Annotated in this window: 26 protein-coding genes; 19 read left to right on the top strand and 7 right to left on the bottom strand. The window is 65.9% G+C overall.

The features are described from left to right. The first annotated feature begins 67 nt into the window (after positions 1 to 67). From QOU61_RS36245 to mutT, 4 genes are all read left to right on the top strand, one after another. Positions 68 to 442 carry a hypothetical protein gene (locus QOU61_RS36245; protein ID WP_289655952.1) on the top strand — a complete coding sequence of 125 codons (375 nt, stop codon included), beginning with the start codon at positions 68 to 70 and terminating at the stop codon, positions 440 to 442. Next, on the top strand, positions 439 to 1,362 hold the full coding sequence (locus QOU61_RS36250; RefSeq protein WP_289655953.1) for a peptidylprolyl isomerase: 924 nt from the start codon (positions 439 to 441) through the stop codon (positions 1,360 to 1,362). The genes QOU61_RS36245 and QOU61_RS36250 overlap by 4 nt, the downstream gene beginning before the upstream one ends. A 197-nt stretch (positions 1,363 to 1,559) precedes the next feature. Then, positions 1,560 to 2,801, top strand: coding sequence for a bifunctional glutamate N-acetyltransferase/amino-acid acetyltransferase ArgJ (argJ, locus tag QOU61_RS36255; protein ID WP_289655954.1), 1,242 nt, complete (start codon positions 1,560 to 1,562; stop codon positions 2,799 to 2,801). 2 nt (positions 2,802 to 2,803) lie between these two features. After that, positions 2,804 to 3,214, top strand: coding sequence for an 8-oxo-dGTP diphosphatase MutT (mutT, locus tag QOU61_RS36260; protein ID WP_289655955.1), 411 nt, complete (start codon positions 2,804 to 2,806; stop codon positions 3,212 to 3,214). 130 nt (positions 3,215 to 3,344) lie between these two features. Here mutT and QOU61_RS36265 read toward each other — a convergent pair whose 3' ends face one another. Next, positions 3,345 to 4,190 carry a methyltransferase domain-containing protein gene (locus tag QOU61_RS36265; protein WP_289655956.1) on the bottom strand — a complete coding sequence of 282 codons (846 nt, stop codon included), beginning with the start codon at positions 4,188 to 4,190 and terminating at the stop codon, positions 3,345 to 3,347. Positions 4,191 to 4,267: 77 nt separating this feature from the next. Here QOU61_RS36265 and QOU61_RS36270 point away from each other — a divergent pair, with 77 nt between their 5' ends. The 4 genes from QOU61_RS36270 to QOU61_RS36285 are packed head-to-tail and all read left to right on the top strand — an operon-like array spanning position 4,268 to position 6,730. Next, a complete protein-coding gene (locus tag QOU61_RS36270) occupies positions 4,268 to 5,077 on the top strand; it encodes a ComF family protein (protein ID WP_289655957.1) in 810 nt (269 codons plus the stop codon). A 29-nt stretch (positions 5,078 to 5,106) separates the two neighbouring features. Next, positions 5,107 to 5,376, top strand: a complete 270-nt coding sequence (gene grxC, locus QOU61_RS36275; protein ID WP_289655958.1) for a glutaredoxin 3 — start codon at positions 5,107 to 5,109, stop codon at positions 5,374 to 5,376. Beyond that, the gene (locus tag QOU61_RS36280) at positions 5,376 to 6,254 is read left to right on the top strand and encodes a carbon-nitrogen hydrolase family protein (protein WP_289655959.1); all 879 of its coding nucleotides are present in this window, start codon (positions 5,376 to 5,378) and stop codon (positions 6,252 to 6,254) included. The genes grxC and QOU61_RS36280 overlap by 1 nt, the downstream gene beginning before the upstream one ends. Continuing rightward, positions 6,251 to 6,730, top strand: a complete 480-nt coding sequence (locus QOU61_RS36285) for a DUF1178 family protein (RefSeq protein WP_289655960.1) — start codon at positions 6,251 to 6,253, stop codon at positions 6,728 to 6,730. Before QOU61_RS36280 ends, QOU61_RS36285 begins: the two co-directional genes overlap by 4 nt. Positions 6,731 to 6,837: 107 nt before the next feature. On the opposite strand, the gene QOU61_RS36290 is transcribed toward QOU61_RS36285, so the two are convergent. Together QOU61_RS36290 and QOU61_RS36295 are read right to left on the bottom strand one after the other, a co-directional pair. Beyond that, a complete protein-coding gene (locus tag QOU61_RS36290) occupies positions 6,838 to 8,064 on the bottom strand; it encodes an ABC transporter substrate-binding protein (protein ID WP_502876860.1) in 1,227 nt (408 codons plus the stop codon). Further along, positions 8,061 to 9,431, bottom strand: coding sequence for a phenylacetate--CoA ligase family protein (locus QOU61_RS36295; RefSeq protein ID WP_289655961.1), 1,371 nt, complete (start codon positions 9,429 to 9,431; stop codon positions 8,061 to 8,063). Before QOU61_RS36295 ends, QOU61_RS36290 begins: the two co-directional genes overlap by 4 nt. Before the next feature lie 198 nt (positions 9,432 to 9,629). On the opposite strand from QOU61_RS36295, the gene QOU61_RS36300 reads away from it, so the two are divergent. From QOU61_RS36300 to QOU61_RS36325, 6 genes are all read left to right on the top strand, one after another. After that, positions 9,630 to 10,238: a TetR/AcrR family transcriptional regulator gene (locus QOU61_RS36300; protein ID WP_289655962.1), complete on the top strand. Its 609-nt coding sequence runs from the start codon at positions 9,630 to 9,632 to the stop codon at positions 10,236 to 10,238. After that, positions 10,238 to 10,684, top strand: coding sequence for a cobalamin B12-binding domain-containing protein (locus QOU61_RS36305; RefSeq protein ID WP_289662088.1), 447 nt, complete (start codon positions 10,238 to 10,240; stop codon positions 10,682 to 10,684). The genes QOU61_RS36300 and QOU61_RS36305 overlap by 1 nt, the downstream gene beginning before the upstream one ends. Further along, positions 10,681 to 12,360 (top strand): acyl-CoA mutase large subunit family protein, encoded by a 1,680-nt coding sequence (locus tag QOU61_RS36310; RefSeq protein ID WP_289655963.1) that lies wholly within the window; start codon positions 10,681 to 10,683, stop codon positions 12,358 to 12,360. Before QOU61_RS36305 ends, QOU61_RS36310 begins: the two co-directional genes overlap by 4 nt. 19 nt (positions 12,361 to 12,379) lie before the next feature. Further along, the gene (meaB, locus tag QOU61_RS36315) at positions 12,380 to 13,369 is read left to right on the top strand and encodes a methylmalonyl Co-A mutase-associated GTPase MeaB (protein ID WP_289655964.1); all 990 of its coding nucleotides are present in this window, start codon (positions 12,380 to 12,382) and stop codon (positions 13,367 to 13,369) included. Positions 13,370 to 13,406: 37 nt separating this feature from the next. Then, positions 13,407 to 13,793, top strand: a complete 387-nt coding sequence (gene paaI, locus QOU61_RS36320) for a hydroxyphenylacetyl-CoA thioesterase PaaI (protein WP_289655965.1) — start codon at positions 13,407 to 13,409, stop codon at positions 13,791 to 13,793. Positions 13,794 to 13,910: 117 nt separating this feature from the next. Further along, positions 13,911 to 14,351 carry an EamA family transporter gene (locus QOU61_RS36325; protein ID WP_289655966.1) on the top strand — a complete coding sequence of 147 codons (441 nt, stop codon included), beginning with the start codon at positions 13,911 to 13,913 and terminating at the stop codon, positions 14,349 to 14,351. Positions 14,352 to 14,509: 158 nt separating this feature from the next. Here the strand turns inward: QOU61_RS36325 and QOU61_RS36330 are convergent, their stop codons facing one another. The 3 genes from QOU61_RS36330 to QOU61_RS36340 all read right to left on the bottom strand — a co-directional run bounded on the left by QOU61_RS36330 (position 14,510) and on the right by QOU61_RS36340 (position 16,781). Then, the gene (locus QOU61_RS36330; RefSeq protein WP_289655967.1) at positions 14,510 to 15,409 is read right to left on the bottom strand and encodes an EamA family transporter; all 900 of its coding nucleotides are present in this window, start codon (positions 15,407 to 15,409) and stop codon (positions 14,510 to 14,512) included. A gap of 122 nt (positions 15,410 to 15,531) precedes the next feature. After that, positions 15,532 to 16,293: a bifunctional 2-polyprenyl-6-hydroxyphenol methylase/3-demethylubiquinol 3-O-methyltransferase UbiG gene (gene ubiG, locus QOU61_RS36335; protein ID WP_289655968.1), complete on the bottom strand. Its 762-nt coding sequence runs from the start codon at positions 16,291 to 16,293 to the stop codon at positions 15,532 to 15,534. Positions 16,294 to 16,307: 14 nt separating this feature from the next. After that, positions 16,308 to 16,781 (bottom strand): PH domain-containing protein, encoded by a 474-nt coding sequence (locus tag QOU61_RS36340; RefSeq protein WP_289655969.1) that lies wholly within the window; start codon positions 16,779 to 16,781, stop codon positions 16,308 to 16,310. Positions 16,782 to 16,942: 161 nt separating this feature from the next. Here QOU61_RS36340 and QOU61_RS36345 point away from each other — a divergent pair, with 161 nt between their 5' ends. The 5 genes from QOU61_RS36345 to QOU61_RS36365 all read left to right on the top strand — a co-directional run bounded on the left by QOU61_RS36345 (position 16,943) and on the right by QOU61_RS36365 (position 24,064). Continuing rightward, complete coding sequence (locus QOU61_RS36345) at positions 16,943 to 18,196, top strand: aspartate kinase (protein ID WP_289655970.1); 1,254 nt, start codon at positions 16,943 to 16,945, stop codon at positions 18,194 to 18,196. Between the two features lie 333 nt (positions 18,197 to 18,529). Beyond that, complete coding sequence (ptsP, locus tag QOU61_RS36350; protein ID WP_289655972.1) at positions 18,530 to 20,797, top strand: phosphoenolpyruvate--protein phosphotransferase; 2,268 nt, start codon at positions 18,530 to 18,532, stop codon at positions 20,795 to 20,797. 60 nt (positions 20,798 to 20,857) lie between these two features. Next, on the top strand, positions 20,858 to 21,943 hold the full coding sequence (gene prfA / locus QOU61_RS36355; RefSeq protein ID WP_289655973.1) for a peptide chain release factor 1: 1,086 nt from the start codon (positions 20,858 to 20,860) through the stop codon (positions 21,941 to 21,943). Then, on the top strand, positions 21,940 to 22,824 hold the full coding sequence (prmC, locus tag QOU61_RS36360; protein WP_289655974.1) for a peptide chain release factor N(5)-glutamine methyltransferase: 885 nt from the start codon (positions 21,940 to 21,942) through the stop codon (positions 22,822 to 22,824). Before prfA ends, prmC begins: the two co-directional genes overlap by 4 nt. Positions 22,825 to 23,314: 490 nt before the next feature. Further along, the gene (locus QOU61_RS36365; RefSeq protein ID WP_289655975.1) at positions 23,315 to 24,064 is read left to right on the top strand and encodes a DUF4167 domain-containing protein; all 750 of its coding nucleotides are present in this window, start codon (positions 23,315 to 23,317) and stop codon (positions 24,062 to 24,064) included. Positions 24,065 to 24,090: 26 nt separating this feature from the next. Here QOU61_RS36365 and QOU61_RS36370 read toward each other — a convergent pair whose 3' ends face one another. Next, entirely contained in the window at positions 24,091 to 24,825 is a 735-nt protein-coding gene (locus QOU61_RS36370; protein WP_289655976.1) for a methyltransferase domain-containing protein, read from the bottom strand. Positions 24,826 to 24,862 lie beyond the last annotated feature (37 nt).

Raw genomic sequence — 24,862 nt, forward strand, 5'->3', positions numbered from 1 at the left:
TGCGAGAACCAGAGGGACCCCGGCAACATTAGATTCCAGTGCGGTTTTGGATTTGACATTCGCCATAATGACCCAGGGAAACACCGTCGCGATCGTCAAATCCGCCGCACTGATTGCCTATCAACTCACCGTGACGCGCCGCGGCAAGAACCCCCGGAAACCGGGAGCCGTTCCGCCAAATGAGTGGGAATCGCGCAATCCATGGTTCAACGGCCAAAAACGCAGCAAAATTAGCGCTGTCGCCATTGACACGATGGCGGCAGAGATATGGCTGAGGGGCAAGCTTGTCAACGGCGCCAAGGCCTTAACGCTGGAGGCCGGATGTCAGGGAATTCATGATTTTGACAGACTTTTCGCGTTGCCAAGCCGCCGCGATTGGGCGAGTGTCCGCGGCCGCATGACCCTTCCAGAAACCCTTCTGCAAGATAAGGATTTTCCATGACCACCTCGTTGTCGGTGACGAAAAACGGATCGCGCCTCGGACTTGCCATGGCGATCACGGGCTGCCTCGCTTTGGCGCTGGCCACCGGAACGGCGCGCGCCGAGGACAAGGTACTGGCCAAGGTCAACGGCGCCGAAATCCGCCAGAGCGACGTCGCGCTCGCCGAAGAGGAACTCGGGCCGAGCCTGGCGCAGATGGACCCGGCGACCAAGGACGAGAACGTGCTGGCCTTCCTGATCGACATGAAGATCGTCTCCAAGGCGGCCGAGGACAAGAAGATCCAGGACAGCGACGACTTCAAGAAGCGCCTCGCCTTCACCCGCAACCGCCTGCTGATGGACTCCCTGCTCGCCAGCGAAGGCAAGGCCGCGACCAGCGACGACGCGATGAAGAAGGTCTACGAGCAGGCCTCCAAGGAGATCACCGGCGAGGAAGAGGTGCATGCCCGCCACATCCTGGTCGAGACCGAGGACGAGGCCAAGGCGATCAAGGCCGAGCTCGATAAGGGCGCCGATTTCGCCGATCTCGCCAAGAAGAAGTCCAAGGACCCCGGCGCCTCCGACGGCGGCGACCTCGGCTTCTTCACCAAGGACCAGATGGTGCCGGAATTCTCCAAAGTCGCGTTCGAGCTCGACCCCGGAAAAATCTCCGACCCCGTGAAGTCGCAGTTCGGCTGGCACATCATCAAGGTCGAGGAAAAGCGCAAGCGCAAGGCGCCGGACTTCGAGCAGGTCAAGAGCCAGATCGAGACCTATGTGACGCGCAAGGCGCAGGCCGATTATGTCGGCAAGCTGCGCGAAGCCGCCAAGATCGAGCGACTGGACAAGCCGGCCGAGGCCGCCAAGTCGGACACCAAGACCGACGCCGCCAAGGACGCGCCCAAGCCGTCCGACTCCAAGATGGCGCCGGCCAAGAAGTAAAGCGGTGCTTGACCCTCCCCTGAGGGGAGGGTCGCAGCGAACGAAACGAGCTGCGGGGTGGGGTGAAGATTTCTCGTTGGGCGACGCCCGCGCGAGACTTCACCCCACCCCGTTCGCATTTGCCACGCCCCTCTCCCCGCAAGCGGTGAGAGGTGATACAGAGCGCTTCCGTTTTGCTCGCATAGCCGGAAGCCCCGATGTCCTCAGCCGTCTCCCCGCTCGCCCCGAAAGATGTCCCCGCCATGCCCGCGATCGCGGGCGTCAGACTCGCGACCGCCGCGGCCGGCATCCGCTATCAGGGCCGCACCGACGTGCTGCTGGCGGTGCTCGACAAGGGGACCGCGGTCGCCGGGGTCTTCACCCGCTCGAAATGCCCGTCGGCGCCGGTGGAATGGTGCCGCTCGAAGCTTTCCGGCGGCAGGGCGCGCGCGCTCGTGGTCAATTCCGGCAACGCCAACGCCTTTACCGGCAAAACCGGCAAGCAGGCGACCGCGCTGACGGCGGCGATCGCGGCCAAAGCGGTCGGCTGCAGCGCCAATGAGGTATTTCTGGCCTCGACCGGGGTGATCGGCGAGCCGCTCGACGCGACCAAGTTCGACGGCGTGCTCGCGACGCTGGCCGAGACCGCCGCGCCCGAGGACTGGATGGGCGCGGCGCGCGCGATCATGACCACCGACACCTTTCCCAAGGTCGCGACCGCCAGGGTCAAGCTCGGCAAGGCGACCGTCACCATCAATGGCATGGCCAAGGGCGCCGGCATGATCGCGCCCGACATGGCGACGATGCTGTCATTCATCTTCACCGACGCGCCGATCGCGCCCGCCGCGCTGCAGACGCTGCTCAAGAGCGGCGTCGAGAATACCTTCAACGCGGTGACGATCGACGGCGACACCTCGACCTCCGACACGCTGCTGGCCTTTGCGACGGGCGCGGCCGCGGACGCCGGCGCGCCGAAGATCAGCCGCGCCAGCGACCCGCGCCTGAAGGGTTTCGTGAAGGCGTTCAACGGCGTGCTGGCCGACCTCGCCGAGCAGGTGGCGCGCGACGGCGAAGGCGCGCGCAAGCTGGTCGAGATCATGGTCGAGGGCGCGACAACCAAGGCGTCGGCGCGGAAAATCGCGATGTCGATTGCGAACTCGCCGCTGGTGAAGACCGCGATCGCGGGCGAGGACGCCAATTGGGGCCGCGTGGTGATGGCGGTCGGCAAGGCCGGCGAGCCCGCCAACCGCGACAAGCTGTCGATCTCGTTCAACGGCGTCCGCGTCGCCAAAAGCGGCGCGCGCGATCCTTCCTACAACGAGGAAGAGGTCTCGGAAGCGATGAAGAACGACAAGATCCAGATCAGGATCGCGCTTGGGCTCGGCAAGGGCCGCGACCGCGTGCTGACCTGCGACCTCACCAAGGAATATGTCGCGATCAACGGCGACTATCGTTCATAGGAATGGCTGACCTGAAGCTCACGCTGGTCGTTGCAGTCGCGCTGGTCGATGCCGACAAGCGCGTCCTGATCGCGCAGCGCCCCGAAGGCAAGGCGATGGCCGGCCTGTGGGAGTTTCCCGGCGGCAAGGTCGAGCCCGGCGAGCGGCCGGAACAGACGTTGATCCGCGAGCTGCACGAAGAGATCGGCATCACCGTCAGCGAGCCGTGCCTGGCGCCGCTCACCTTCGCAAGCCATCCTTACGAAAACTTCCATCTCCTGATGCCGCTCTATGTCTGCCGGCGCTGGGAAGGCATCGTGACGGCGCGCGAGGGCCAGCGGCTTGCCTGGGTGCGCGCCAATAAATTGCGCGACTACCCGATGCCGCCCGCGGACATTCCACTGATCCCGCATCTGATCGATCTGTTGATGTAAGGGCGAGGCCGGCCGCCTCCCCCTCGTCATGCCCGGGCTTGACCCGGGCATCCATCGACAAAGCTTTCTCTCAAAAAAGCCTTCTCTCAAAGGAGATGGATCGCCGGGGTCAAGCCCGGCGATGACAGCATCAGGTGCGTTTCGTCGTCCCCTTCACCGCCGCTTCGAGGCTCGACTTCGCCGAGCCCGGCCGCAAAGGCTGCTGCTGGCTGTCATGCGGCGCCCAGCCGGAGAGCCAGACCAGATCGAAGGTGGCGCGGATGCGCCCGTCCGGGTCGGCGAAGCGCTCGCGATAGATCTCGGCCATCCGCAGCAGCGTCGCCCGCCGCGTCGGGACGCGACGGCGTTCGACGAGAATGTTGCTCGCGCCCATCGCCCTGAGATCGGCCATCAGCGCAAAGGCGCTGTCGTAGCGCACGGTGACGCGGTCGACGTCGGTGACCGGCAGCGCAAGGCCTGCGCGCTGGACCAGCGCGCCGAGGTCGCGCAGGTCGGCAAACGGCGCGACCCGCGGCGACACCCCGCCCTCGCATTCGCTTTCAGCGGCAGCAAAGCTTTGCCGGAGCTCGATGAGGCTGTCGCCGCCGACCAGCACGGCCAAGAGCAGGCCGTCTGGCTTGAGGGCTCGGCGGATCTGCGCGAGCACGCCGGGCAGGTCATTCGCAAACTGAAACGCCAGCGCGGAGACCGCGAGATCAAGCGAGGCCGGCGCGAGCGGCAGCGCCTCGCTCGCCGATGAGGCCTCGATATGCGCAATCCCGTCGCAGCGCCGGCGCAAGCGCGTGGTGAGTGCATCGCCTGGCGTCCAGATGTCAGCGACGTGGACAAAATTCCGGTTCACGGCGGCGAGCCGATCTTCCAGGTCCTCGACGACGCGATCGAGTAGGAAGGTGACCGCGCCGTCGCGCCGCGCGCGATCCTGGCGTTGCCTGAGCAGCGCGCGGTCGAACAGGACGGGCATCGAATTCTCGGCCATGACCTGCTGGTTACGCCGATCCCGCCGCCTCTGGCAATGCGCTTGAGCACCGCGCGCCCCGGCGCTAGCCTTGGCCCATGGACGCCGAGACCGCCCGTTCCCGCGACCTTGCCGGCCCGCTGCGCCGCGCGCTCACCACCTGCCGCGCGGCGTGGCGAAGCGCCGCCCGGCTCGTGCTCGACGTCGCGCTGCCGACGCTGTGCGTCGCCTGCCGCGAGCCGGTGGCAGGCGACGGCGTCTGCGCGAGCTGCTGGTCGAAGCTGTCGTTCATCGCGCCGCCCTATTGCCCGCGGCTCGGCATTCCCTTCGTCTATGATCCCGGCCCTGACATGCTGTCGATGGAGGCGATCGCCAATCCGCCGGCCTACCAGCGGGCGCGCGCCGCGGTGCGCTATGACGATGTGGCGCGCACGCTGGTGCATGCGCTGAAATACCAGGACCGCACGGATCTGGCCCCGGCAATGGGACGCTGGATGGCGCGGGCCGGCAAGGAGCTGCTCGGCGAGGCCGACATGCTGGTTCCGGTGCCGCTGCATTGGCGGCGGGCCTGGGGACGGCGCTACAACCAGTCCGGCGCGCTGGGCCGCGCGATCGCGGACGCGAGCGGCGTCACCCTGCGCGGCGACCTGCTGCAGCGGGTGCGGGCGACCGAGCAGCAGGTCGGGCTGTCCCGGCCGCAGCGGGCGAGCAATGTGCAGGGCGCATTCAAGGTATCTCCGGACCGCCAGTCCGAGGTGCAGGGCCGGCGGATCATCCTGGTCGACGACGTCCTGACCTCGGGCGCCACGGTGGACGCCTGCGCGCGGGTGCTGCTGCGCGCCAGGGCGGCGCAAGTCGACGTGCTGGTGTTTGCCCGGGTTGTGGATACCCACCGCCGTCCCATATAATCCGGGCATAAGCCCCCACTGAGCGCGCCATGACCGCCATCGAAATCTACACCCGCCCGGGATGCGGCTATTGCAGCGCCGCGAAATCGCTGCTGAGCCGCAAGAAGGCGACGTTCACCGAGTTCGACATCGCGAAAAACCCGACTTGGCGGCAGGAGATGTATGACCGCGCCGGCGCCGGCTCGACCTTTCCGCAGATCTTCATCGGCACCACCCATGTCGGCGGCTGCGACGAGCTTTACGCGCTCGACCGCGAGGGCAAGTTGGACGTCATGCTGAATGGCCAAAAGGCTTCCTGATGAGCGCTGACAAGACCTTCACCGCGGCGATGGTGCAGATGCGCACCGGCCTTCTGCCCGAGGCGAGCCTCGAGCAGGGCGTCGCGCTGATCCGCGAGGCGGCGGCCCAGGGTGCCGATTATGTGCAGACGCCCGAAGTCAGCAACATGATGCAGGTGAACCGCAAGGCGCTGTTCGAGCATCTTGCGGCCGAGGACGACGACAAGTCGCTGAAGGCCTACCGCGGGCTGGCGCAGGAACTCAAGATCCACCTGCATATCGGCTCGCTGGCGCTGCGCTTCTCGCCCGAGAAGGCGGTCAACCGCTCGTTCCTGATCGCACCTGATGGCCAGGTGCTCGCGTGCTACGACAAGATCCACATGTTCGACATCGATCTTGGCGGCGGCGAGAGCTACCGCGAATCCGCGAACTACCAGCCGGGCGAGACCGCCGTGATCTCCGACCTGCCCTGGGGCCGGATCGGGCTGACCATCTGCTATGACGTGCGCTTTCCCGCGCTGTACCGCGCGCTCGCCGAAAGCGGCGCATGGTTCCTCACGGTGCCTTCCGCTTTCACCAAAAAGACCGGCGAGGCGCACTGGCACACGCTGCTGCGCGCACGCGCGATCGAGACCGGCTGCTTCGTGTTCGCCGCGGCGCAGGCCGGACTGCACGAGAACAAGCGCGAGACCTTTGGCCATTCGCTGATCGTCGATCCCTGGGGCGTGGTGCTGGCCGAAGGCGGCGTCGAGCCCGGCGTGTTCCTCGCAACGATCGATCCCGCCAAGGTCGAGACCGCGCGCAAGGCGATCCCCTCGCTGCAGCATGGCCGGCGCTTTGGCATCGCCGATCCCAAGGCTGGTCCGGAGCATCTGCACCTCGTAAGGGGATCGGCATGATCCGCTATACCCTGCGTTGCGAGCGGGACCACGCCTTCGAGAGCTGGTTCCAGAGCTCGGCCGCCTACGATTCGCAGGTCAGGCGCAAGCTCGTCACCTGCCCGGTGTGCGGCTCGGCCAAGGTCGAAAAGGCCATCATGGCCCCGCAGATCGTGAGCAAGAAGGGCCGCCGGCAGGAAGACGCGCCGACGCCGCGTCCAGCCGCGGGGGCCGAGGCGCCCGCGCCGGATTCGACGCCGCTGCTGATGACGCAGGAGCGCGAGCTGCGCGCCAAGCTGAAGGAACTGCGCGACCACATCGTCAAGAACGCCGACAATGTCGGCGAGCGCTTCCCCAACGAGGCGCGCGCGATGCATTACGGCGACAAGGAACACCGTCCGATCTATGGCGAGGCTTCGCCGGAAGAGGCGAAGTCGCTGATCGATGAAGGCATCGAGGTCTCCCCGCTGCCGACCCTGCCGGACGATCGCAACTGACGCGCGGCGTCATTCCCGCCTTGCCGATTTCTCAGGGACGAAACCGGGGACGACGGTCGTCAATCCACCCGCCAATCGCGTAACGGCCCGCCAAGCACCGGCGCAGATCATTGCTGCTTTACGAGCGGACAAGAGCTTTCGGAAAGCGGACGAAAGGCCTCTTCAGCGGGGATCGTTGCCAATAGCCGATAGTAATCCCATGCGGCCGTCGACTCCTCAGGTCGCTTCACTTCGAACAGATACATGTCGTGAAGTTGCCGGCCGTCTTCGCGAACACTGCCCTGCCCGAAAACAGAATCGACGGTAGGCTTTCGTTTCATGTCCGCGACGGTCGCAGCTCCCGACTTGGTGCCCGCGACGGCAACCGACTTCAGATAATGCAACGTGGCCGAGTAGGCACCGGCGTGAACCTGGGTAGGAACACGTCCGGGCATTTTCTCGGCGAAACGCTTTGCAAAGGACCGCGTTTCATCATTCAAGTTCCAATAATAGGCCTCCGTTAGAACGAGCCCTCGTGCGGCTTTCAGCCCGAGGCTATGAACGTCGGTGATGAAAAACAACAGGGCCGCGAGTTTCGTACCACCATCGGCAATACCGAATTCATTGGCCTGCTTGATCGCGTTGACGGTGTCGGTGCCCGCGTTTGCAAGGCCAATCACTTTCGGCTTGGCGGCCTGCGCCTGCAACAGGAAGGACGAGAAATCGCTGGTATTCAGCGGATGCTTGACGCTCCCCACGACCTTTCCACCCTTCGCCGTGACGACCGCGCCTGTGTCCCGCTCCAACGCGCGACCGAACGCGTAGTCTGCTGTGAGGAAAAACCAGGTATCGCCGCCGGAACTTGCCAGCGCGCCTCCTGTCCCGTGACTAAGCGCATATGTATCGTAGGTCCAATGCACGGTGTTTGGCGAGCAGGCCTTTCCCGTGAGGTCGGGAGTTGCCGGACCGCTCGCAAGAAACACCTTGTCCTTGTCCTTCGCGATCTCACTTACCGCGAGTGCGACGCCCGAGTTTGCGGCATCGACGATCGCATCAACGCCCTCCAGGTCAAACCACCTTCGGGCAATCGCGCTGCCGATATCGGCCTTGTTTTGGTGATCAGCGGATATGATTTCGACAGAGATATCGCTGTTCTGCCTCCTGAACTCTTCGACGGCCAGACGCGTCCCGACGACCGAGCCTTCACCGGCAAAGTCCGCGTAAGGGCCGCTCAAATCCGTCAGCACACCGATCTTCACTGACGTTTGCGAATGAGCGTCAACAGTCGAAAGAAGAAGGGTGCAGAAGGCGACGACACCGATTGCTCTCATTGTTTCCTCTGTTCCGATTTTCATCGGACATCCTGTCCGGGCCTGAACCGGGGGCGCCTGTCATCTACTCTGTTGGCTTTCGAAATCGCCCGCTCCAGCGTATTCGGGGCCAGCACCTCGACCTCGAAATTGATGTTGGTGTCGTTCTTCAGCCGGCGCTTGACCTGCTTGGCCAGTTCGCTGTCGAATTCCGCCAGATTGTCGGTGCTGGCCGCCGGATCGCGCTCGACCCGCACCGTCGCCGTATCCAGCGCGCCACTGCGTTCGAGCAGGATCTTGAACTCGATCCCGGTTCCCGGCACCGACAGCAGGGAACGCTGGACCTGGCTCGGATAAACATTGGCGCCGCGGATCAGCAGCATGTCGTCCAGGCGGCCGTAGACGCCCATCGGAAGGCGCGGATAGGTGCGACCGCAGCCGCAGGGCTCGTGGGTCATGTGCGACTCATCGCCCGAATAGAAGCGGATCATCGGCTGCGACTGCCGCCGCAGATGGGTGTAGACGACCGCCCCGCTCTCTCCGTCGGGAAGCGCGCGGTTCGGATTGTCCTTGGCGACGATCTCGGTCCAGACCTCGTCCTGCATCACGTGCACGCCATGGCCCCGCTCGCATTCCGCGTTGGTGCCCCACGGCGTCATCTCTGATGTCGTCGCCATGTCGCGCACGACGATGCCCCAGCCGCTCTCCAGGGCCTGGCGCGTTCCGGGGATCGACGAGCCCGGCTCGCCGATGAAGATTCCCAGACGCAGCGGCGAGGTCGATGGATCGAGCCCCATCGATCTTGCCACCTCCAGCATGTGCAGGGCGTAGCTCGGCGTCGTGATCAGCACGGTCGACTTGACCCGCCACATCAGCTCGATCTGCCGCTCGGTTTCGCCCGCGCCGATCGGGAAGGCCGTCGCCCCGAGCCGCTCGATGCCGAGCAGCGAGCCCCAGCCTCCCATGAACAGGCTGAACACCGTCGCAAGCTGCACGACATCGCCCGGCCGCACGCCGCAGGTGAAGAAGGCCTGCGCCATCACATCGGCGATGTAGTCCCAGTCGCCACGCGAGATCGCGTAGAGCGTCGGCTTTCCGCTGGTGCCGGAAGACCCATGCACGCGGCAGATACCGACCGGGCCGGCGCCGACATAGCTGCCGAACGGGGGATGCTCGGCCTGGTCGTCGCGCAGCATCTGCTTGGTGATGACAGGCACGCGCTCGGTGAAGGCGGCGATCGAGTTCACCTGGTCGGGGTGAAAACCGGCGCGATCGTAGTGTCGCCGGTAGAACGGCAGATGCTCATAGGCATAGCGCAACTGCTGCCGCATCAAGCCGAGTATCTCCGCCTCGCGCACCTCGCGCGGCCGGGTCTCCTTGTCGGAATTCCAATAGGCCCGCTGTTCTGCCATGCGTCGGCCTCCCCTCGCTTTTATTAACTAAACGATTGTTTAGCTAAACTCAGATCGGGCGTCAAGATGTCTGCCAGAACCGCACTAAATGATCGCAAATTCGCTGACTATCGATTAGATTTGGATTTGACGGCAGGCGACCTTGTCTAGGAGCGTGTCCAGTGCTAAACGATCGTTTAGTTATCTAGGAGACGTGATTTGGCTGCCACCCTTGCAAAGCAACAGGCGAACCGCTGGCCGGCGCTGCTGGAAGCCGCCGCAGCGCTTTTCGCCGAGCGCGGCTATCACGCAACGACCATTCGCGACGTGGCCGAGGCCGCCGGCGTGACGCCGGGCGCGCTCTATTTCCACGTCCCGACCAAGCAGGCCCTGCTTGTCGCGGTCTATGCCGAAGGCGTCGACCGCATCGTCCGCCACGTCGACGCCTTGGTCGATCAGGAAACCGAGCCGGCGCTGCGGTTCCGGCGCGCGATCGAGGCGCATCTCGAATCCATCCTTGATGCCAGCGCGTTCGCCCGCGTCATCGTCCGGGTGCTTCCGGACGACGTGCCGGAAGCCGCGGCCGAGCTGCGCGCCCAGCGCGACCGCTACGAAACGCGATTCCGCGCCCTGATCGCCGCGCTCGACCTGCCCGCTGGCCGCTCGCCGACCCTGCTCAGGATGCTGCTGCTGGGCGCCCTGAACGCGACGCCGATCTGGTATCGGCGAGCGCATGGCGGCCTGGACGCCATCGTTGATGAGTTCGTCGCCGTGTTCGGCATCGGTCCGTCCGGCGCCGAAGCCAAACCCCGACGCAGGTCAAGATGATGATGAAAGTCGACGCGCTGCCGATCCGCGTTCTCGTGACGAAAATCGGCCTCGACGGGCACGACCGCGGCAGCCGAATCGTCGCCGCCTATCTGCGCGATGCCGGCATGGAGGTGATCTACACCCCGCCGTGGCAGACCATTCCGGGCGTGGTGAAGCTCGCCACCGAGGAGGATGTCGACGTCATCGGCATCAGTTCGCTCGCGACCGATCACCTGATCGTGCCGAAAATGATGGACGCGCTGCGGACGACGGGGCTCGGCCATGTCCGCGTCATCGTCGGCGGCATCGTGCCTGACGAGGAAAAAGCCGCACTGCTTGCCGCCGGCGTCAGCCGGATTTTCGGGCCCGGCGCGGGGCGCGAGGAGATTGTTGATTGCGTTGCCGCGCTCGGCCAGCAATCGCGGGCGGCGCGCAGCGACGAATTTTCGGAGGCAACCCCATGACCCGGACGGCGATCCAGCTTCCGCTCCCCGGCTTCGAACAGGCGCAGGGCGAGTGGCGTGCGCAATATGCCCGCCAGATCGGCGACGAGAAAGCGACCCGCAACCGGTCCGGAATAGAGATCCAGCCGCTCTATTCGCCGCGCGACTGGAACGGCGAGCGGTATCTCGAGGACCTCGGCTTTCCCGGCCAGTTTCCGTTCACGCGCGGCATTTACCCGACCATGCATCGCGGGCGCACCTGGACGCAGCGCCAGCTGATCGGCCTCGGCACGCCCGAGGACTACAACAGGCGGGTGCGACGCATCATCGACGCAGGCGCCACCGCAATCAGCCTGTTGCCGTGCTGCTCGGGATTTCGCGGCATCGACTGCGACGAGGTCGATCCGGTGCTGCTCGGCACCTGCGGCACCGTGATCAACACCACCGACCACATGGACAGCGCGCTCGACGGCGTTCCGATCGGCGAAATCTCGACCGCGATGAACGACCCGTCGCCCTTCACGCTGCTCGCCTTCACCCTCGGCGTGGCGCGGCGGCGCGGCATCGACTGGCGCTCGGTGACGGGCACGTCCAACCAGAGCGACTACATTTCGCATTTCATCGCCAATCATCAGTTCTACCGCCTGTCGCTGCCGGGCTCGCGGCGGGTGCTGCTCGACCATATCGAATTTTGCCGGCGTCACGTCCCGAACTGGAATCCGGTCTCCGTGGTCGGCCAGCACATGCAGCAGGCGGGCGCGACCCCGGCCGAAACCATGGGCTTCACGCTGTCGACCGCGATCCAGTACGCCGAGGACTGCATCGCGCGCGGCATGGACATTGACGACGTGTTGCGCCGTTTCACCTTCTTCTTCGACATCTCGATCTCGCTGTTCGAGGAGGTGGCGAAATTCCGCGCCGGCCGCCGCATCTGGGCCAGGATCGCGCGGGACCGGCTGGGCGCGAAGGATCCCGCGTGCTGGAGATTCAAATTCCACGGCCAGACCTCCGGCGTCGACCTGACCCAGCAGCAGCCGCTCAACAACATCGCGCGCGTCTCGATCCAGGCCATCGCCGGGATCCTGAGCGGGCTGCAATCGCTACATACGGATGCCTATGACGAGGCGATCGCCTGCCCGAGCGAGGAAACCGCGCGCGTTGCGGTAGCGACGCAGAACATCCTGCGCGACGAGGCCAGGCTCTGCGACGTGATCGATCCCTTGGGCGGCTCGTATTATGTCGAGCGCCTGACCGACCAGATGGAGGCGGAGATCGAAGGCGTGATTGCGAAGATCGACGCCGCCGGCGGCATGTACAAGGCCGCGGAAGCCGGCCTGGTCCAGACCATGATCGGCGAATCGGCGCTCGCCTTCCAGGAGCAGGTCGATACCGGCGCCCGCAAGATCGTCGGGGTCAATTGCTATCAGATCGAGGAAGATCCGACGGTCCCGCCGGCCGAGCGGCCCGATGCCGAGGCGATGCTCCGGCATGTCGAACGTTTCAAGGCGTTCAAGGGCGAGCGCAGCCAGCGCGAGGTCGCCCGCGCGCTCGACGCATTGGCGCGCGCCGCCAACAGCACAGATGAGAATGTCTTCGAAAAAGTGGTGGAGGCGACCGAAGCGGGCGTGACGCATGGCGAAGTGGTGAGCTGCCTGCGTCGCGAGCTCGGCTTCGGGCATCCGCTGATCGTTGCCTGAGCCGATGGCCGCGGATTCCATGGCAACATCATTGCTGGAACGGCTGCGGGCCGGCGATCCCAGGGCCATGGCGCGCGCCATCACGATCGCCGAAGCGGGCGGCCCCGCCGCCGCCAGCCTGCATCGCGCAATTCTGCCGCAGACCGGCAACGCGCTCACGGTCGGATTCACCGGGCCGCCCGGCGCCGGCAAGTCGACGCTGATCGACGCGTTCGTGGCGGAGCTGCGCAAGAGCGGACGCACGGTGGCCGTCGCCGCGGTCGATCCGTCAAGCCCGCTCTCCGGCGGCGCGGTGCTCGGCGACAGGGTGCGGATGGGGCGGCATACCGAAGACGCCGGCGTGTTCATCCGCTCGATTGCCTCGCGCGGCCACCTCGGCGGGCTGAGCGACAGCATCCAGCCGATCGTCGACATCCTCGATTTCGCGCGCCGCGACGTCATCGTGGTCGAGACCGTCGGCGCCGGGCAGTCCGAGGTCGAGATCGTCGAGGTCGCCGATGTCAGGGTCGTCGTGAATGCCCCGGGCCTCGGCGACGACGTGCAGGCGATCAAGGCCGGAATACTGGAGATCGCGAACGTACTCGTCGTCAACAAGGCCGATCTTCCGCTGGCCGCGCGCACCGTCCGGCAGCTTCGCAGCATGCTGAGCCTGCGCCGCGAGAGCGACAGGAATGTGCCTGTCATCGAGACGGTGGCAAGCTCCGGGCAGGGCATCGTCGAGCTGCTTGAAGCGGTCCTCAACGTGGCGCCACGCACGCCGGCCGAGCGTCAGGCGCGCCGTCGCGCCCGCATCCGCCGGCTGGTCGCGGAGGCGGCCGCGGCCGAGGTCCGGCGCGCCATCATGGAACGGAGCGACGAAACATTCCTGAATGCGCTGCGCGAGGTCGAAGCGGGAGAGCTTGCGATCGCCGCGGCGGCGCGCATGGCCCTCGCATCGCACGGCGCGGAGCACGACGGCGCCGCAACCCTCGCCACGATCGGCACCCAACACGATGAAACCGTTACCTGACGATCCCGCACAACGAGCTGAGCACTGCGCGGCCCTCATGCTCTCGGGCGACGCGCCCGCCAGGGCGTTCGGCTTTTCGCTTCGCCGGGCCGGCCCCGGCGAGGCCGAGATCGAGATGACGGTGTCGCAGGCCGGCCTGAACGTCTTCGGTACATGTCATGGCGGCGTCCTGTTCACGCTGGCCGACACGGCGTTCTCGATCGCCTGCAACAGCCACGGACGGCAGTCGGTGGCGCAGCAATGCAGCATCACCTTCGTCCGCCCTGTGCGCCCCGGCGATCGCCTGATCGCACACGCCCTGGAGCGCTGCCGCACCAGCCGCACCGCGATCTATGACTGCACCGTCGCGAATGCGGCGGACGGCCGTATCGTCGCGGAATTCCGCGGCCATTCGCGCACCATCGCCGACACGATGCCTGCATAGCGCTGCACGCCGCCGCCATCTCACGACGGCCGGCTTTCCGGAAAATCCCCGGCCCGGTTGACGCGAGCGCGCGTTCGTCGCAGAGACGTTATCCCAATCCGGGCCAAAGGACCGTTCATGAGCCCTGAATCGCTTCATTCCTGGCAGCTTTGGGCGTTTCTGTCCGCCATCTTCGCTGCGCTGACCGCGATCTTCGCCAAGGTGGGCGTCGAGGGCATCAATTCCGACCTCGCGACCCTGATCCGCACCGTGATCGTGCTGATCACGCTGACGCTGATCCTGTTTGCGACCGGCCAGTTCTCGCATCCCGGTCCGATCTCGACCAAGAGCTGGCTGTTCCTGCTGCTCTCGGGATTGGGGACCGGCGCGTCCTGGCTGTGCTATTTCCGCGCGCTGAAGCTCGGGCCGGCCACGCTGGTGGCGCCGATCGACAAGCTGAGCGTGGTCCTGGTCGCGCTGTTCGGCGTGGTTTTCCTGGGCGAGCGGCCATCGTTCACGGGCTGGATCGGCATTGCGCTGATCTCGGCCGGCGCCGTCTTGATTGCCGTCAGGAGCTAGTGTGCCGGTTCTGACATTCGCATCATTTTGTGGAGCCACGTTTGCGAATGTCAGAATCAAAGGGACACCAGCAGATATAGGATTCCAGTGCGGCTTTGGCTCTGACGTTCCCTTGAGGAATGTGCCGCGAGAGTGAAAGGAACGTCAGAGCCGCCACACTAGGCCGCAACCAGCAGCGCGACCCCGATCACGATCAGCACGATGCCGGAGATCTCGCGCGCCGAGACGGGCTGCTTGAACGAGTAATAGGCGACGGCCTGCGCGAACAGCACCTCGATCAGCGCCAGCGTGCGGACATTGGCGGCGGCGGTCAGCGCAAAGGCGAGAAACCAGAACTGCGAGGCGAACGCGCCCATGAAGCCCGCCAGCATCGACGGCTTCCAGAGGCCGAAGATCGCCTGCAGGATCTTTGGCGCGCGGGCGAGCAGATAGACCGTCAGCACGGCGGTCTGCACGAACAGCCCGAGCACCAGCGTGAAGGAAGCCGCGGTCACAAAGGACACGCCCGAGACCGTGATGATCGCGCCGCGGAAGCCGACCGCCGACAGCGCGAAGGCGGCGGCCGAGACGAGGCCGATGATGGTCGGCTTGAGCTCGGCAAAACCTTTCTCGCCGCCGGGGCGCAGCGCCGTGATGACGACGCCGATGGTCGCGATCAGGATCGCGACCACCTTGAGCGCGGTGAGATGATCGCCGAGAAAGACGAAGCCGAAGATCGCGGTCTGGATCGCTTCGGTCTTCAGGTAGGCCGTGGTCACCACGAAGGAGCGGTCGTTCATCGCGAGCAGCATCAGCCCGGTGGCGACGATCTGGCTCAGCGCGCCGAGCAGAAGCCACGGCCAGAACGCTGATGTCGGCACCGGCATCGGGTCGCCCGATACCGCGAGCACCACGACGAAGAACAGCACCGAGAACGGGAAACCGAACAGGAAGCGGATGTTGGTCGCGCCCCAGGTGCCGAGCGCACCCGTCAGCGAGCGCTGCATCGCGTTGCGCGCGACCTGGCCCAGCGCTGCAACGATGGTGAAGGGGATCCAGAGGGTGGCGACGGAGAACATCAACGGAATTCATCGACCGGGGGAAGCGCCACCGTGCCGGGCGCGGCGCATGCGGTCAATCGGGCCGGCGCATGACAGGATTGCGCGACCCTTTTGAAGAGGCCGCGTTCGCGTCACAAGCCTCACACCATCCCCTCCGCCACCACCATGTAGTTGACGTCGGTGTCGGCGGAGAGGCTCCATTTGTCGGCGAAGGGGCTGTAGACCACGCCGGTCTGGTCGGTGACGACGAGGCGGTTGTCGAGCAGGTATTTCGCCAGCTCGTCGGGGGTGACGAACTTGTCCCATTGATGGGTGCCGCGCGGCAGCCAGCGCAGCACATATTCCGCGCCGACGATCGCCAGCGCAAAACTCTTCCAGTTGCGGTTCAGCGTCGAGACCACCATCATCCCGCCCGGCTTCAGCACCGCCGCGCAACGGCCGACGAACATGCCGATGTCGGCGACATGCTCGACCACCTCCATCGCCAGCACGATGTCGAAGCGCTCGCGCACGTCCATCGCCTCGACCGTGGTGCAGCGGTAGTCGATCGAGAGATGGCCCTTCTCGGCATGCAATTTGGCGGCGGCGATGTTGCTCGCGGCAGGGTCGACGCCGATCACCTGCGCGCCGAGGCGGGCGAGCGGCTCGCAGAGCAGCCCGGCGCCGCAGCCGATGTCGAGCACGCGCAGGGACGACAGGCAGTTGAGGCTCTTGGCGTTGCGCTCGAACTTGCGGCAGGCGGCGTCGCGGATATAGGCGAGGCGCAGCGGATTGATCTTGTGCAGCGGAGCCATCTTGCCGTTGGGGTCCCACCACTCCGCCGACAGTTTGGAGAATTTCGCGATCTCGGCCGGATCGACCGTCCCGCCCGCCGCACCGGAAAGATTCGACTGCATGGCCATGATGACGCGCCGTCCTATCGTGCGGTGATGTAGTTGCGGAAGCTGAGCGGCGAGGCGATGGTGGCGATGGTCTGGCGGCCTTCGCCGACGCCCATGATGGTCACGTCGCCGTAATTGAGCAGGCGTCCCAGAATGCTCTGGCTGACGTCGACGCTCTCCACCTTGTCGAGGCTCATCTCGAAGGTCTGGCGCCGGATGAACCCGGTCTTGTGAATAATTCGCAAATTCGTCACGTCGGTTTCGGTGGTCCAGCGGTGGAACCAGGCGGTCACCGTCTTGTACAGCGCAAAAACGCCCACGATGGCCGCCAGCGCCCATAACACCAGCGTCAGGGGAGCGCTGCTGGCCGGCACCATGGCTGACACCACGAGCAACGCTATCGCCACGATCCAGGCGCCGATCGCCGGTAAAAAGAACACCCAGTGCGCATTGGTCGAATACAGCACCTTCTCGCCGGGCTGCAGGATTTCATCGATATAGCGCCCCATAGACCTTGCGCCTCATGACCCGTTCACGCTGGCCCGGAAAGCAGGCAGGAACCCGCTTGCCCCCGGCGCCACTGCTATGTATACGCGCGTTTTGGCGCCTGCGCTCCCGCTTTCAGCCAGGGGCCCTCAACTTATCCTCTTGAAGGAATCCGCGCATCGTCATGGGCCGCCTCGTGATGAAGTTCGGCGGCACATCCGTCGCCAATATCGACCGTATCCGCAACGTCGCGCGTCACGTGAAGCGCGAGGTCGACGCCGGCCATGACGTCGCCGTCGTGGTCTCGGCGATGGCCGGCAAGACCAACGAGCTGGTCGCCTGGTGCACCGAGGCGTCAGCGATGCATGACGCGCGCGAATATGACGCCATCGTCGCCTCCGGCGAGCAGGTCACCTCGGGCCTGCTGTCGATCGCACTGCAGGCGATCGGCATCCAGGCGCGCTCCTGGCAGGGCTGGCAGATCCCGATCAAGACCTCGGATGCCCATGCCTCGGCCCGCATCCTCGAGATCGACGGCAGCGAGATCGTCAACCGCTTCAAGGAGCGCAAGGAGGTCGCCGTCATCGCCGGCTTCCAGGGCATCAACCCGCAGACCGGGCGCATCACCACGCTCGGCCGCGGCGGCTCCGACACCTCGGCGGTGGCGATCGCCGCAGCCCTGCATGCGGACCGCTGCGACATTTATACGGACGTCGACGGCGTCTATACCACCGACCCGCGCGTGGTTCCGAAGGCGCGCCGGCTCGACAAGATCGCGTTCGAGGACATGCTGGAACTGGCCTCGCAGGGCGCCAAGGTGCTCCAGGTGCGCTCCGTGGAACTCGGCATGGTGCACAACATGCCGATCTTCGTCCGTTCCAGCTTCGACAGGCCTGAGGATATCGACCCGCACGGCACGCCGCCGGGCACGCTGATCTGCAGCGAGGAGGAAATCATGGAAAGCCACGTCGTCACCGGCATCGCCTTCTCCAAGGACGAGGCGCAGATTTCCGTGCGCCAGATCGAGGACAAGCCCGGGGTCGCCGCCTCGATCTTCGGACCGCTGGCGGATGCCAACATCAATGTCGACATGATCGTGCAGAACGTCTCGGAGGACGGCCGCTTCACCGACCTCACCTTTACCGTTCCGGCCACCGACTATGCCCGCGCCCGCGACACCATCAGCGCCTCCAAGGCCCGGATCGGCTACGCGCGGCTCGACAGCGCGACCGACGTCGCCAAGGTGTCGGTGATCGGCAGCGGCATGCGCAGCCATGCCGGCGTCGCCGCCAAGGCGTTTTCGGCGCTGGCGGCGCGCAACATCAATATTCGCGCCATCACCACCTCCGAAATCAAGTTCTCGGTGCTGATCGATGCCGCCTATACCGAGCTGGCGGTCCGCACCCTGCACACGCTCTACGGTCTCGATCAAGTTTAGAAAAATTTTCTGTTGACCTTTTGTGCTGGTGACGCCCGCAGGACCCGTCACCGCGGGGCCAAACCCCTTTCGCAAGCGCAACATCCGCCAAACCGGTTGTGACGACCGTTGGCAGGCGTTTTGCTTGGCAAAGCAAGCTTCAATTCGCTATACGGCCTGATGAAGGGTGGGCTGCCGTAAACTGTGTCACAGTTTGGCTATCCTGATTCGATTCGGCCCGTACGGATATGGGCTTGCAACGGCGCCGAATGAACAAAATTGTTATCTTGTTCGAATTCAACGCCAGCTCGGGGCGGCCCCGCAGGCTGGTCCGAGGGAGGGGATTTTAGGCACATGCGGAGCGCGTCGGGAGGTCCCCGCGTCTTGTTGAGACGGCTCCGCGAAACCATGGCGGAGCAGGTCTCAGCCCAGGAGCGGCTGGACAAGATCGTGGTGCTGATCGCGGCCAACATGGTGGCCGAGGTGTGCTCGGTCTATGTGCTGCGCGTCGACAACACCCTCGAGCTCTACGCCACCGAAGGCCTCAACCGCGACGCGGTCCACCGCACGGTGCTGAGCGCGCATGAGGGCCTGGTCGGCCTCGTGGCCAGCGAGGCCTCGCCGCTCAACCTGAACGACGCGCAGAGCCATCCGGCCTTCTCCTACCGCCCGGAGACCGGCGAGGAAATCTACCACTCCTTCCTCGGCGTGCCGATCCTGCGCGCCGGCAACACGCTCGGCGTGCTGGTGGTGCAGAACCGCGCCAAGCGCACCTATGTCGAGGAAGAGGTCGAGGCGCTGCAGACCACCGCGATGGTGCTCGCCGAGATGATCGCGTCCGGCGAGCTGACCGCGCTGGCCCAGCCCGGCGCCGAGCCCGCCGCGCGGCACTCGCTGCACAAGGTCGGCGCCGTGCTTTCCGACGGCATCGCGCTCGGCCACGTCGTGCTGCACGAGCCGCGCGTCGTCATCACCAACTACATCGCGGAAGACCTGCCCAAGGAGATCAAGCGGCTCGACGCGGCGATGACCACGCTGCGCTCCGACCTCGACCGCCTGCTCGAACGCGGCGACGTCGCCGACGGCGGCGAGCACCGCGACGTGCTGGAAGCCTATCGCATGTTCGCCAACGACCATGGCTGGTCGCACAAGCTGCACGAAGCGGTCGCCACGGGTCTCACCGCGGAAGCCGCGGTCGAGCGCGTGCAGTCCGACACCCGCGCGCGGATGCTGCGCTCGACCGATCCGTATTTGCGCGAGCGCCTGCACGACCTCGAAGACCTCGGCTACCGCCTGCTGCGGCAACTGGTCGGGCGCGACCATGCGCCCTCGCGCGAGCAGCTTCCCGACAACGCGATCCTGATCGCGCGCGCGATGGGGCCGGCGGCGCTGCTCGACTACGACCGCAAGCGGCTGCGCGGCCTGGTGCTGGAGGAAGGCACCACAAATTCCCACGTCGCGATCGTGGCGCGCGCGCTCGGCATCCCGGCGGTCGGCGAGGTGCCGAACGCGCCGGGCATCGCCGATCCCGGCGACGCCATCATCGTCGACGGCACCTCCGGCGAGATCTATGTCCGCCCCTCGGCGGAGATCGAGGCGGCGTACGCCGAACGCGTGCGGTTTCGCGCGCGCAGGCAGGCGCAGTACCTCGCGCTGCGCGACAAGCCCTGCATGACCAAGGACGGCCAGCCGGTCGAGCTGATGATCAACGCCGGGCTCACCATCGACCTGCCGCATATCGACGACACCGGATCTGCCGGCATCGGCCTGTTCCGCACCGAGCTGCAGTTCATGGTCGGCCAGAGCCTGCCGCGCTCGAGCGACCAGCTCGCGCTCTACCGCGCGGTGCTGGATGCCGCCGGCAAGAAGCCCGTCACCTTCCGCACCCTCGACATCGGCGGCGACAAGGCACTGCCCTACATGGAGACCGTGATCGAGGAGAACCCGGCGCTCGGCTGGCGCGCGATCCGGCTCGGGCTCGACCGGCCGGGCCTCCTGCGCGGCCAGATCCGCGCGCTGCTGCGCGCGGGCGGCGGCCGCGCGCTGCGCATCATGTTCCCGATGATTTCCGACCTCGCGGAGTTCGACGCCGCGAAGGCGATCGTCGAGCGCGAGCTGACCTATCTGCGCCAGCACGGCCACGCGCTGCCGGAACGCATCGACATCGGTACCATGGTGGAGGTGCCGGCGCTGCTCTACCAGCTTGACGAGCTGTTGCAGCGGGTCGATTTCATCTCGGTCGGCTCCAACGACCTGTTCCAGTTCCTGTTCGCGGTCGATCGCGGCAACGCCAAGGTCTCGGAGCGCTTCGACACGCTGTCGGCGCCGATCCTGCGCGCGCTGCGCGACATCGTACGGAAAGCGAAGGTCGCCCAGAAATCGGTGTCGCTTTGCGGCGAGATGGCGTCCAGGCCGATCGAGGCGCTGGCGCTGATCGCGCTCGGCTACCGTTCGCTTTCATTGTCGGCAACCGCGCACGGCCCGGTGAAGGCGATGGTGCTCGAGCTCGATACCGGGAAGGCCGAGGCGATGCTGTGCTCGCTCCTCGATGCGCCCGCCGGCAGCGTGCCGATCCGCCAGAAGCTGACGGAGTTCGCCGAGGCCGAGGGGCTTTCGCTGTAGCGGGACCGCTCCCGTCGTTCTCCGTTCGTCACGTGCTCATTCGCAATTCGAGACCAACCGATGTCCGCGCTTCCTGAAGCCAAACTCGATGTCCTGCTGGCGCATCACGCTGCGCTCGAGGCGGAGCTGCTTGGCCAGGTCACTTCCGACAAATATGTGCAGATCACGCGCGAGCTGTCCGAGCTCAATCCGCTGATCGAGGCGGTGAAGGCCTACCGCGCGACGCTAAAGGAGATCGCCGACACCGAGGCGCTGATATCGGACCCGGCGACCGACGCGGACATGCGCGGCATGGCGGAGGCCGAGCGCGAGACGCTTGACGCGCGCCGCGTCGAGCTCGAACAGAATATCCGCGTCGCGCTGCTGCCCAAGGACGCCATGGACGACCGCAACGTGGTGCTGGAAATCCGCGCCGGCACCGGCGGCGACGAGGCATCGCTGTTCGCTGGCGATCTGTTCCGCATGTACGAGCGCTTCGCGAATTTGCAGGGCTGGAAGGTCGACGTGATCTCGGCGAGCGAGGGCACGGTCGGTGGCTACAAGGAAATCATCGCCGAGGTGCAGGGCCGCGGCGCCTTCGCGAAGCTGAAATTCGAAAGCGGCGCGCACCGCGTGCAGCGCGTGCCCGACACCGAGACCCAGGGGCGCATCCACACCTCCGCCGCCACGGTCGCGGTGCTGCCCGAGGTCGAGGACGTCGACGTCGACATCAAGAACGACGACCTCAGGATCGAGACCATGCGCGCGCAAGGCGCCGGCGGCCAGCACGTCAACAAGACGGAATCGGCGATCCGCATTACCCATATCCCGACCGGCATCGTGGTGATGATGCAGGACAGCCGCTCGCAGCACAAGAATCGCGCCTCCGCCATGAATATCCTGCGCTCGCGCATCTACGACGCCGAGCGCCAGCGCGTGGAGGCGGCGCGCTCGGCCGACCGCAAGGAGAAGGTCGGCTCCGGCGATCGCAGCGAGCGCATCCGCACCTATAATTTCCCGCAAGGCCGCGTCACCGATCACCGCATCAACCTGACGCTCTACAAATTGCCGCAGGTGATCTCGGGTGAAGCATTGGGCGAACTGATCGATGCGCTGACCACGGAGCACCAGGCAGCGCAGCTCGCCGCCCAGGGTGCCGCCGCGTGATCGCGCCATTCACCGGCCAAACCATCGAAGCGGCGCGACGCGCGCTCACCGCGCAATTCGCCGCCGCGGGGATCGAATCCGCCGAGATCGAGGCGCGCCTGCTGGTCGGCGCAGCGCTCGGGCGCGATCTCACGGCAATGATCCGCGAGGCCGCGCGAACCATCGCGCCCGACGACGCGGCGCAGATCGCGCAGTTCGCGCAGCGTCGCCTCAACGGCGAGCCGGTGGCGCGCATCCTGGGCCACAAGGAGTTTTGGGGCCTTTCGCTCGCGCTGTCGCCGGAGACGCTGGTGCCGCGGCCGGACACCGAGACGGTGGTGGAATTCGCGCTGGAGCTCCTGCGCGCGACAGGCCTCGCAAGCAGCGCCTTGCGGATCGCCGATCTCGGAACCGGCTCTGGCGCGATCCTGCTGGCGTTACTACATGAGCTGCCGAAGGCACGCGGTTTCGGAACTGACATCAGCGCAGACGCGCTGCAAACCGCGCAAGCCAACGCCGATGCGTTTGGCCTGGCCGACCGCGCGACGTTCGTCCGGTGCGACTACGCGGCGGACCTGACGGGATCGTTCGATCTGATCGTTTCGAATCCGCCCTATGTCCGCACCGCCGATATCGAGGGGCTCGCCATCGAGGTCCGCGAGCATGATCCTCACCGCGCGCTCGACGGCGGCACCGATGGGCTCGATGCCTACCGCGCGCTGATCCCGCAGGCTGCCGGTCTGCTGGCTCCCTCCGGGGTCCTGATCGTCGAGGCCGGACAGGGCCAAAGCGGCCCCATTGAAGGTTTGATGACGGCGGCAGGGTTAACCCCAGCCGGGACGCCCAGGGCCGATCTGACGGGCATTCCGAGGGCCGTTGCAGGCCGAAAAATGCCGCCATAAAAGCCGTGTTGAGGCACAAAAAACCTCTTGGAATATTGCCCCGGAGCGACTACGTTCCGCTCACAACATCGGCGCCGGCCCCGTAGACGCTACGGGCGAAAGCCGGAGTTCTCAGAAGCGAGAGCCGCGCCGGGTAGAGGTTCCAAGACGCAGGTCCAATAGAGCGCGATGGCCATGAGAGCTGCGCTGTCTGTGACCGCAAAGCGAACGAAAGCCTAATATTGAGCCTGAAGACTTACGCAGGAAAAATGGGCTTGTTCCGACAGGCTGGATGATTGGTTCGCCGGCGACGGCCGCTGGTGGGTGGGGAACGCGTCTTTGTTGCACGCGACGTTGGACGAAATCGGCACGCACCGGGAGCGCATCGCGATTCGATGCGCATGAGCGCGCACCTGTTTGGTCAGGGGCGGCAAACTGCAACGGCAAGGCTGTAACTTTCCAAGGTAACTTTCCAAGGCTGTAACTTTCAGGGCTGGAATAAAGGCAAGACATGAGAAACGGTCAGAACAACAAGCGGATGCGCAACCGGAATAACAACAACAACAATAATAACCGGCGCGGCCAGAACCCGATGACGAGGGTTTTCGAATCGAACGGACCCGACATCAAGATCCGCGGCACCGCCTCCCACATCGCAGAGAAATATCTGCAGCTCGCGCGCGACGCGCGCTCTTCCGGCGACCCGGTCGCCGCCGAAAACTACTACCAGCACGCCGAACATTATTTCCGCCTGATCGCGGCGGCGCAGGAGCAATTCCGTCAGAACCAGCCGCAGCAGCCGCGCCCCGATGTCGCCGACCCGATGTCGGAGGAGAGCGAGGACGAAGGCGAGTTTTCGAGCTTCGGCCAGGAGCCGGGCTTCGTTCCGCAGCAGCCGCAGCCCTATATGCGCGAAGGCGGCCGCGACCATCAGCGCGACGGCCAGCCGCCCTATCAGCGCGACCAGCAGCCGCGCGAGCATCGCGACCATCGCGAGCGCGATCACCGGCCGCAGCCGCAATATCAGCCGCCGCCGCAGAATCAGCCGCAGCCCGCGCTGGCCGACGACGGCCATGTCGACCGCCTGCCGTCCTTCATCACTGGGCCGCAACCGCAGATCAATGGCGGCGAGCGCAACTATGAAGGCAATGGCGGCGGCGAGCGTTTCCCGCGCCGGCGGCGTCGCCCGCACGGACCGCGCCCCGAGGGCGTCGCACAGCCGCAGGCCGCGGCTTCGGGCGAAGATGTCGGAAACGACTAGGCCCGCGTCGGGGCGGCGGTGAGACGCTATCCCCGCGTCGCCGTCGATGACGGCACCAGCACCGGCCGCAGCGACGGAATGAGCCGCGCGCGCTCGCGTTTTGCGGGAATGGCGCGATAGACCTGCTTGGTCGCCTCCACGATATGGACGCCGGCAAATGGCAGCGCGAGCGCCTCGCCGACGCGCTCCCAGGCCATCGCCGAGCGCAAGAACCAGCCTGCGGCGACCGGCGGGACGAACAGCGCCTCGCCCCACGCCGAGGGCGTGAACCAGGTCTGGCGCAACAGCTCAGTGATCTGTGAACGCGAATACGGCCGGCCGTGGCCGAACGGCGTGTTGTCGCTGCGCGTCCATACTCCGCGCCGGTTCGGGATCACGGCCATCAGGCGCCCCGAGGGCGCCAGCACCCGCCACACCTCGCGCAGCAGGCCTTCCGGATCGTCGGACATCTCCAGCGCATGGACCAGCAGGATGCGGTCGACGGCCGAGTCCGGCAGCGGCAGGGAGAACTCATCGATCAGCGTCGCCAGCGCCGGCCGCCCGGTCGGCCATCGCAAGACCCCCTGCGCCGCCGGCATGAAGGCGATGCAGCGCTCGGCATCTTCACGAAAAAGTCCGAGATAGGGCGTCGGATAGCCGATGCCGAGCACGCGCTGCTCCTTTGCATCGGGCCAGCGGGCGCGAATCCCGCGGTTGATCAGGAGCCGCGCCACGATGCCCAGGCGCTGCGAATAGAAATCGCGCAGGTCGATGACGTCCATGGCGCCAATCTACCATGTCGCCGGCGCGCATGGCGCG

This window comes from Bradyrhizobium sp. NP1 (assembly GCF_030378205.1).
Lineage (GTDB): Bacteria > Pseudomonadota > Alphaproteobacteria > Rhizobiales > Xanthobacteraceae > Bradyrhizobium.